Raw genomic sequence first — 7471 nt, 5'->3', positions numbered from 1 at the left:
GGATTAGATCGAACCCTGTGGGAGCCGGCTTGCCGGCGATAGGGCCCGAATGGTTTCTATAGTGCCCGAGGTTTGGGCCGCTGTCAGGCCAGCGGGCCACGCGGGTAGCGGCGCAGCTTTTCGGTCAGCTCGCGCCCGGGGATCGGCCGGTCGAACAGGTAGCCCTGGCCGACGTCGCAGCGGTGCCGGCGTAGGAACGCCAGCTGCTCCGGGGTCTCGATGCCTTCGGCGACCACCTTGAGCTTGAGGTTGTGGGCCATGGCCACCACCGCAGAGGTGATCTCCATGTCGTCCTGGTTGTCGGGGATCTCGTTTATGAAGCTGCGGTCGATCTTGATGATGTCGATCGGGAACTTCTTCAGGTAGCTCAGCGACGAGTAGCCGGTGCCGAAGTCGTCCATGGCCAGCGTCAGGCCCAGGGCCTTGAGCTCGTCGAGCTGGCGGTGGGTGTCCTCGCTGGCTTCGAGCAGCAGGCCTTCGGTCAGTTCCAGCTCCAGCAGGTGCGGCGGCAGCGCCTCTTCCTTGATGATGCTGCCGATCGAGCTCACCAGCTCCGGGTCGGAGAACTGCTTGGGCGACAGGTTGATGGCCACGTGCAGGTTGCCCATGCCGGCCTCGCGCAGCTCCAGGCTCATGCGGCAGGCCTGGCGCACCACCCACTTGCCGATGGGGATGATCAGGCCGGTTTCTTCGGCCACGCTGATGAACTGGTCGGGGCGGATCATGCCGCGCTCCGGGTGGTTCCAGCGCAGCAGCGCCTCGAGCCCGAGCAGGCGGCCGCTGCGCAGGCACAGCTTGGGCTGGTAGAACACTTCCAGTTCGTTCTGGGTCAGCGCCCGGCGCAGGTTGTTCTCGACGAACAGCTTGTAGCTGGCCTCGGCGTTGAGCACTTCGGTGAACACTTGCACCTGGTGCTTGCCGTTGGCCTTGGCCTTGTGCAGCGCCAGGCCCGCGTTCTTCATCAGGGTGGCCGGGTCGCTGCCGTGCAGGGGTGCACAGGCCAGGCCCACGGAGGCGGTGACGTTGATCAGCTGGTTGTCGACGAACATCGGTTTGTCGAGGGTGCGCAGCAACTGGTGGGCCACGCCCTGGCCGTCTTCGAGGGAGGTATCGTCGAGCAGCACGGCGAATTCGTTGCTGGCGAAGCGCGCCAGGCTGCCGCCGCTGCTCAGGCTGTTGCGCAGGCGCCGGGCCAGGCTGATCAGCAGTTTGTCGCCGGTCTGGTGGCCGAGGCTGTCGTTGATCCGCTTGAAGTTGTCGATGTCCACCAGCAGCAGGCAGATCGGGCTGCTGCTGTCGCGGGCGAAGCGCTCGTCGAGGTTGCGGATGAACGCCGGGCGGTTGCCCAGGTTGGTCAGGTTGTCGGTGTAGGCCAGGCGCTCGATGCGTTGTTGCGCCAGCTTGGTCTGGGTGACGTCTTCGTAGATGCCGATGTAGTGCGTCAGCTCGCGGTTGTCGCCGTACACCTTGGAAATCGACAGCTGACCCCAGTAAGGCTCGAGGTTCTTGCGCCGGCTCTTGAACTCGCCCTGCCAGCTGTTGCCCATGGCCAGGCTGGAGGGGGAGTCGAACAGCAGCTCGCTCAAGTTTTCCAGCGCCGGCAGCTCGGCCAGGTGGTGGCCCTGGACTTCCTCGGTGCTGTATTGGGTGATGGCGGTGAAGCTGGGGTTCACGTACTCCACCACGCCGTCGCGGTTGACCAGCAGGAAGGCGCTGGCGCTCTGTTCCACGGCGCGCTGGAACAGGTGCAGCGCGTTGGCGGCGGTGCGCCGGTTGTGGTTGTTGATCACTTGCGCGAACTGGTCGGCCAGCTCGCCGGCGAAGGCGATCTCGTCCGACTGCCAGGCCCTTGGCCGGCCAGTCTGCTCCAGGCACAGCACCCCCACCACCTGGCCGTCGATGCGGATGCTGGCATCGAGCATGGCGTTGTCGTCGGTGGGGTAGAGCAGCTCGGCCATTTCGCGGGTGCGCGGGTCGTGGCTGGCGTTGTGGGCATCGATGGCGCGGCTGGCGTGCAGGGCTTCGAGGTAGTCGGGGAAGCGGCTGGCGTCGATCGGCTCGGGCAGGCGGTGCAGCCGCTCGTGGTGGTACCAGGCGCTGATCGGCTCCAGGCGTTGATCGTGCAGGTACCAGATGCTGGCGCTGTCGACCTTGTAGATCTCGCAGGCGCTCTGGGTGATCAGTTCGGCGGCTTCGAGCAGCGAGTTGCCGATGCTGTAGCGCTGGCGGGCCAGGCGCAGGATCAGGTCCTGCTGGGCACGCACCCGCTCCAGGTGTTCGAGCTGCTCCTGCTGGGCGCGCTGATTGAGCTGCAGGGCCAGTTGCAGGCGGTTGTTGCGGGATTCGAGATCGTTTGCGTCGAGGTCGGCGCTGTCGTCCTGCTGGTCGTCCATCACCGTCAGGTAGCCACGCAGCAGCTGGCGGTTGTGCTGCTTGTAGCTTTCGCCCGCTTCCAGCACGCGCAACGGCGCCGGGCCTGCGTGCAGGGTGTAGCGCACGCGGTAATAGCCGCGCCGGGCCAGTTGCAGCTGGATCTCGTCGTGCAGTTTGTAGCGCGCCTCCGGCTCCATGAGGCTGGCGTAGGGCGAGCCGATCAAGGCGCAGAGCTCGGCGGCGGCCAGGCCGAATTGCCGTTCGCAGGCGGGGTCGACGTAGAGCATGGCCCAGCTGGCTTCGTTCAGCCGTTCGAAACGCAGCATGCCGAGCCGCGAGGGCACGGGGAGCTGCGTGACGACCTCGGCCGCCACTCGGCTGGCGGCATCGGGTTGGCTTTTCATCGAAGACTCGCTTGAACAGGGAGCGCCGCCTGGAAAGCGGCGCATCGGGCAAGGTTGCATCATGTCCCGTGGGCTGGCAAGCGGCCATACGGGATGCTGTGTGCAGGTTGTCGGCAAACAAGATGAAATCTGAAGAAAAGCAGCTGCGAGCTTCGAGTTGCAAGCATCAAGCTGAGCGGTGTTGGGGCATGAACTGCTTTTTCTTGCAGCTTGCGGCCTGCAGCTCAAAAAAAGCCCCGCCAATTGGCGGGGTTGAGGTACGAGCGTGGCAGCTCGAAAGGGGTGCCCGCCTTCCCGAGGGAAGGCAGGCAAACAGCGGGTTACAGCAGCATGGTGCGGATGTCGCCCAGTACGTCGCCCAGGCGCTTGGTGAAGCGCGCGGCGGCGGCGCCGTTGATCACGCGGTGATCGTAGGACAGCGACAGCGGCAGCATCAGCTTGGGCTGGAAGGCCTTGCCATCCCAGACCGGCTGCATGGTCGCCTTGGAGACGCCCAGGATAGCCACCTCAGGCGCGTTGACGATCGGCGTGAAGCCGGTGCCGCCAATGTGGCCGAGGCTGGAGATGGTGAAGCAGGCGCCTTGCATGTCGTCGGCCGACAGCTTTTTGGTGCGCGCCTTCTCGGCCAGTGCAGCGGCTTCGGCAGCCAGTTGCAGCAGGCTCTTCTGGTCGACGTTCTTGATCACAGGGACCAGCAGGCCATCCGGGGTGTCCACGGCGAAGCCGATGTGCACGTACTTCTTGCGGATGATCGCCTTGCCGCTTGGCGCCAGCGAGCTGTTGAAGTCCGGCAGTTCCTTGAGCAGGAAGGCGCAGGCCTTGAGCAGCAGCGGCAGCACGGTCAGCTTGACGCCGGCTTTTTCGGCGACGGCTTTCTGCGCGACGCGGAAGGCTTCCAGCTCGGTGATGTCGGCCGAGTCGAACTGAGTGACGTGCGGCACGTTCAGCCAGCTGCGGTGCAGGTTGGCGGCGCCGACCTGCATCAGGCGGGTCAGGGCCACTTCTTCCACTTCACCGAACTTGCTGAAGTCCACGGCCGGGATCGGCGGGATGCCTGCACCACCGGTAGCACCGGCGGCTGGAGCCTCCTTGGCCTTCTGCATCATGGCCTTGACGTAGACCTGAACGTCTTCTTTCAGGATACGGCCGTGCGGGCCGGTGGCGGCGACCGCACCCAGGTCGACACCGAATTCACGGGCCAGCTGGCGAACGGCAGGGCCGGCATGGACCTTGGCGTTGCTGCCAGCGGCCGGCGCGGTGGCGACCGGGGCTGGAGCAGGCGCGGCAGCCGGAGCGGCGGCCGGCGCAGCAGCTGGGGCAGGAGCGGCAGCCGGAGCAGCAGCGGCCGGAGCCGGTGCTGCTGCAGGGGCGGCGCCTGCGGCCTTGATCTTGAAGATCAGGTCGCCGGTGCCCACTTCGTCTTCCAGCTTGCACAGCACGGCTTCGATCACGCCGGCGCTAGGCGACGGGATTTCCATGGAGGCCTTGTCGGACTCCAGGGTGATCAGCGACTGGTCGGCTTCGACGGTGTCGCCGACCTTGACCAGCACTTCGATGATCTTGGCCTTGCCCGACGAGCCGATGTCCGGCACGTGGATGTCCTGCACGCTGGCGGCAACCGGGGCTGCTGCGGCTGGCGCGGCAGCTGGGGCGGCTTGCGCAGCCGGCGCCGGTGCGGCGGCCGGAGCAGCGGCGGCCGGAGCCTCGGGCGCGGAAGCTGCGCCCTCGACTTCCAGTACCAGCAACTCGTCGCCTTCTTTCAGGCGGTCGCCCAGTTTGACCTTCAGTTCCTTGACGATGCCGGCCTTGGGGGCCGGGATCTCCATGGAGGCCTTGTCGGACTCCAGGGTCAGCAGGCTCTGGTCGGCCTCGATACGGTCACCGACCTTGACGAACAGCTCGATGATTTCACCTTCACCGCTGCCGATGTCAGGTACGCGAATGAGTTCGCTCACTTAAAAATACTCCTCAGCAGTCCAGTGGGTTGCGCTTGTCCGGGTCGATGCCGAACTTGACGATGGCGTCAGCCACAACCTTGGGTTCGATCTCGCCACGGTCAGCCAGGGCTTCCAGGGCAGCCAGCACCACGAAGTGGCGGTCGACTTCGAAGAAGTGACGCAGCTTCTTGCGGCTGTCGCTGCGACCGTAACCGTCGGTACCCAGGACTTTGAATTCTTTGCTCGGTACCCACTGGCGAATCTGCTCGGCGAACAGCTTCATGTAGTCGGTGGAGGCGATGACCGGGCCTTTGCGGCCAGCCAGGCACTCTTCCACGTAGGTGGTCTGAGGCTTCTGGCCAGGCTTGAGGCGGTTGGCGCGTTCCACGGCCAGGCCGTCGCGACGCAGTTCGTTGAAGCTGGTGACGCTCCACACGTCGGCACCGACGTTGAACTCTTCACGCAGGATCTTCGCCGCTTCGCGAACTTCGCGCAGGATGGTGCCGGAGCCCATCAGCTGTACGTGGTGCGCGGCTTCGCGGGTGTCTTCCTCGAGCAGGTACATGCCCTTGATGATGCCTTCCTCGACGCCGGCCGGCATGGCTGGCTGCTGGTAGGATTCGTTCATCACGGTGATGTAGTAGAAGATGTCCTGTTGCTCTTCGGTCATCTTCTTCATGCCGTCCTGGATGATCACCGCCAGCTCGTAGCCGTAGGTCGGATCGTAGGTGCGGCAGTTCGGGATGGTGCCCGCCATCATGTGGCTGTGACCGTCTTCGTGCTGCAGGCCTTCACCGTTGAGGGTGGTACGGCCGGCGGTACCGCCGATCAGGAAGCCACGGGTGCGGCTGTCGCCAGCGGCCCAGGCCAGGTCGCCGATACGCTGGAAGCCGAACATCGAGTAGAAGATGTAGAACGGCAGCATCGGCTGGTTGTGGCAGCTGTACGAAGTACCGGCAGCGATGAACGACGACATGGCGCCGGCTTCGTTGATGCCTTCTTCGAGGATCTGGCCCTTCTTGTCCTCGCGGTAGAACATCACCTGGTCTTTATCGACTGGCTCGTAGAGCTGGCCGACCGACGAGTAGATGCCCAGCTGGCGGAACATGCCTTCCATACCGAAGGTACGGGCTTCGTCCGGGATGATCGGGACGATGCGCTGGCCGATTTCCTTGTCCTTGACCAGCTGCGCGAGGATACGCACGAAGGCCATGGTGGTGGAGATTTCACGGTCGCCCGAGCCGTCCAGGATCGCTTTCAGCGTTTCCAGGGATGGGGTCGGTACGCTGAAGCTCTTGGCGCGGCGCTGCGGCACGAAGCCACCCAGGGCTGCGCGGCGCTCGGCCAGGTACTTGGCTTCGGCGGAACCTTCTTCCGGCTTGAAGAACGGCAGGTTCTCAAGGTCGGCATCCTTGACCGGGATGTCGAAGCGGTCACGGAAGTGACGCAGGCTGTCGACGTCGACCTTCTTGGTGTTGTGCGCGGTGTTCTTGGCTTCGCCAGCACCGGTGCCGTAACCCTTGATGGTCTTGGCCAGGATGACGGTTGGCTGCTCTTTGTGGTTCACAGCCTGGTGGTAAGCCGCGTAGACCTTGTACGGGTCGTGGCCGCCACGGTTGAGCTTCCAGATCTCCTCGTCGGACAGGTCTTCGACCATGGCCTTGAGTTCTGGGGTATTGAAGAAGTTCTCACGAACGTACGCGCCGTCTTTGGCTTTGTAGTTCTGGTACTCGCCGTCGATGACTTCGTCCATGCGGCGCTGCAGGGCACCGTTGGTGTCCTTGGCCAGCAGTGGGTCCCAGAAACGGCCCCAGACCACTTTGTTGACGTTCCAGCCACCGCCGCGGAACACGCCTTCGAGTTCCTGGATGATCTTGCCGTTGCCGCGAACCGGGCCGTCGAGGCGCTGCAGGTTGCAGTTGATGACGAAGATCAGGTTGTCCAGCTTCTCGCGGCCGGCCAGGGCGATCGCGCCCAGGGATTCCGGCTCGTCGCACTCGCCGTCGCCCATGAAGCACCAGACCTTCTGCTTGCCGGCCGGGATGAAGCCACGGGCTTCCAGGTACTTCATGAAGCGTGCCTGGTAGATCGCCTGGATCGGGCCCAGGCCCATCGAAACGGTCGGGAACTGCCAGAAGTCAGGCATCAGCCAAGGGTGCGGGTACGAAGACAGGCCGTTGCCGTCCACTTCCTGACGGAAGTTGTTCATCTGGTCTTCGTTGATGCGGCCTTCCATGAAGGCGCGGGCGTAGACGCCTGGCGAAGCGTGGCCCTGGAAGAAGATCAGGTCGCCGCCGTGTTCTTCGGTCGGGGCCTGGAAGAAGTAGTTGAAGCCGATGTCGTACAGCGTGGCGCTGGAGGCGAAGCTCGAGATGTGGCCACCCAGGTCCGAGTCTTTCAGGTTGGTGCGCATGACCATGGCCAGGGCGTTCCAACGCACCATCGAGCGAATGCGGCGTTCCATGAACAGGTCGCCAGGCATGCGTGCTTCGTGGGTGACAGGGATGGTGTTGCGGTACGGCGTGGTGATGGCATACGGCAGCTGCGAGCCACTGCGGGTGGCCAGCTCGCCCATACGGGTCATCAGGTAATGAGCGCGGTCTTCGCCTTCTTTGTCGAGGACCGACTCCAGGGCATCCAGCCATTCCTGGGTTTCGATTGGATCGAGGTCTTGCATGGCTTGCTCCAGGGCGGAAAGGCCACCAGAATCGGGGGCCTGAGTTTGCGACTGGCCTTATGGGCAGACGTCGTGAATTC

The 7471-nt window shown here is 64.3% G+C and carries 3 protein-coding genes; all 3 read right to left on the bottom strand.

Annotated elements, in window-relative coordinates:
* Window positions 1–83 precede the first annotated feature (83 nt).
* Window positions 84–2777 carry an EAL domain-containing protein gene (locus tag ABE459_RS04300; RefSeq protein WP_323830156.1) on the bottom strand — a complete coding sequence of 898 codons (2694 nt, stop codon included), beginning with the start codon at window positions 2775–2777 and terminating at the stop codon, window positions 84–86.
* A gap of 320 nt (window positions 2778–3097) precedes the next feature.
* Window positions 3098–4732 (bottom strand): dihydrolipoyllysine-residue acetyltransferase, encoded by a 1635-nt coding sequence (gene aceF, locus ABE459_RS04295; RefSeq protein WP_125857164.1) that lies wholly within the window; start codon window positions 4730–4732, stop codon window positions 3098–3100.
* Between the two features lie 13 nt (window positions 4733–4745).
* Entirely contained in the window at window positions 4746–7391 is a 2646-nt protein-coding gene (gene aceE / locus ABE459_RS04290) for a pyruvate dehydrogenase (acetyl-transferring), homodimeric type (RefSeq protein ID WP_110992293.1), read from the bottom strand.
* Between the last annotated feature and the right edge of the window lie 80 nt (window positions 7392–7471).

It is taken from the genome of Pseudomonas sp. TWI923 (genome assembly GCF_039673365.1).
Lineage (GTDB): Bacteria > Pseudomonadota > Gammaproteobacteria > Pseudomonadales > Pseudomonadaceae > Aquipseudomonas > Aquipseudomonas sichuanensis.
Note: the sequence above shows the minus strand (reverse complement) of the source record. Positions and strands in the feature narration are given on the sequence as shown.